3 protein-coding genes are annotated in these 1,574 nt (G+C 64.1%); all 3 read left to right on the forward strand.

The window, feature by feature from the left end; translation table 11 throughout:
* Nucleotides 1–616, forward strand: a 616-nt coding sequence (locus E1809_RS26955; protein ID WP_165962521.1) for a hypothetical protein, incomplete at its 5' end; no start/stop codon positions are given.
* Between the two features lie 403 nt (nt 617–1,019).
* Nucleotides 1,020–1,148, forward strand: coding sequence for a hypothetical protein (locus E1809_RS27840; protein WP_268908741.1), 129 nt, complete (start codon nt 1,020–1,022; stop codon nt 1,146–1,148).
* A 21-nt stretch (nt 1,149–1,169) separates the two neighbouring features.
* Nucleotides 1,170–1,574 (forward strand): hypothetical protein (locus E1809_RS26410; RefSeq protein WP_133207168.1); only part of this gene is annotated, 405 nt, incomplete at its 3' end.

A 1,574-nucleotide genomic window follows, 5' to 3' on the forward strand; every position in this document is an offset into this window, starting at 1 on the left:
CGACTGGGTCTACCGCGGTTCGAGCGTCGGCTTGGCCGCACCGCTCGGCATCGCGGATAGCCTGGGTACGTACGACTTCGCCGTGCGTACCCTCAGCTCTGGGCCTGTGAACGCCCAGGGGCTGTGGCTGTATGACTCAGCCAACCGTGAAGTGAACATCAGCCGCACCAGCGCTGCGGCTGGCGGTATCCTGGACGGCGCGAGCCGTCCSCATGTGGCTGGCGACCAGATTGTGATGGTCGAGGGCCAGCTCTACATGGAGCCAAGCACGTGGGCAGTAGGCAACGTGYTGGCTCTTGGTGTACGCATCGGCGAGTTCGAGCAGGACCTGCTGACYGGACTCCCGAGCGTTGATGCTGACTACAGCATGTGGAATCCGGCTGTGGTGGCACAGACGGAAGCGGCTTTTGCGAATGACCATCGCAACAACCGCTGGGAACGCCGTTACTGGATGGGGTTTGACACCAACGACGCCCTTCAGGTCGTCACCATCCGTGCGCGCATCAACATGCGCTTGCGAGGCACCGCTGGCCTCGCCCTGTGGCTGGAAGCGGCGAGCACCTCGGTGAATCTCCGCTACCAAACCTGGTTCAGAACGCTCGTGCGACCGGCGTAGCCTGCGCATCGTAAGCGTCCGTGAGCCCGCCCGGCCCGTTTAGGGGGCCCGGCGGGTTCTTTGCTTGCGCTTCAGCGAGAATCCGATAGGCTCCTCGGTAGCAGGCTGGAACCTGCTGGAAGGTTGCTCATGCCACGTGCCTATCACAACCTGGATGGCTGGACTCGAGATGTCGAGTCCGCACTGCGCGCGGGACCCGAGGGAGATGGCGAAGCCTACTCCCGATGGACCCGCTTCGTCGACATGGTCGAAGCCGCCCTCGARGAACTCGATGGAGGCGGAGATGGAGAACCCGAAGGGGTCTCCACCATACCTCAGGATGAGGTGGAAAGCGTACAACGCTCTCTCAGCCTCGAGGATGTGCCTCGAGCTGGKCGACATGCTACGCGGARCGGAGCTGTCGGTGCCCCTGCATCCCTGCTGGACCGCGCATTGGACGGTCTGGCAGGGGAAGAACGAGCTCGAGCAGTCGCCGAGCTCGATGCTCTACGGCGTGACGCTGTGGCTGCTTCTCACGGGGGAAAGCGCCTAGCGTGCATGCCTGAGGTGACCCGTGGCTAAGTCCCGGGGCACCTCTCGTCGACGCGCGCCMCAAAAGCGCGCCGACTGGGTCTACCGCGGTTCGAGCGTCGGCTTGGCCGCACCGCTCGGCATCGCGGATAGCCTGGGTACGTACGACTTCGCCGTGCGTACCCTCAGCTCTGGGCCTGTGAACGCCCAGGGGCTGTGGCTGTATGACTCAGCCAACCGTGAAGTGAACATCAGCCGCACCAGCGCTGCGGCTGGCGGTATCCTGGACGGCGCGAGCCGTCCCCATGTGGCTGGCGACCAGATTGTGATGGTCGAGGGCCAGCTCTACATGGAGCCAWGCACGTGGGCAGTAGGCAACGTGCTGGCTCTTGGTGTACGCATCGGCGAGTTCGAGCAGGACCTGCTGACCGAACTCCCGAGCGTTGAT

The organism is Arthrobacter terricola, assembly GCF_004354015.1.
GTDB lineage: Bacteria > Actinomycetota > Actinomycetes > Actinomycetales > Micrococcaceae > Arthrobacter > Arthrobacter terricola.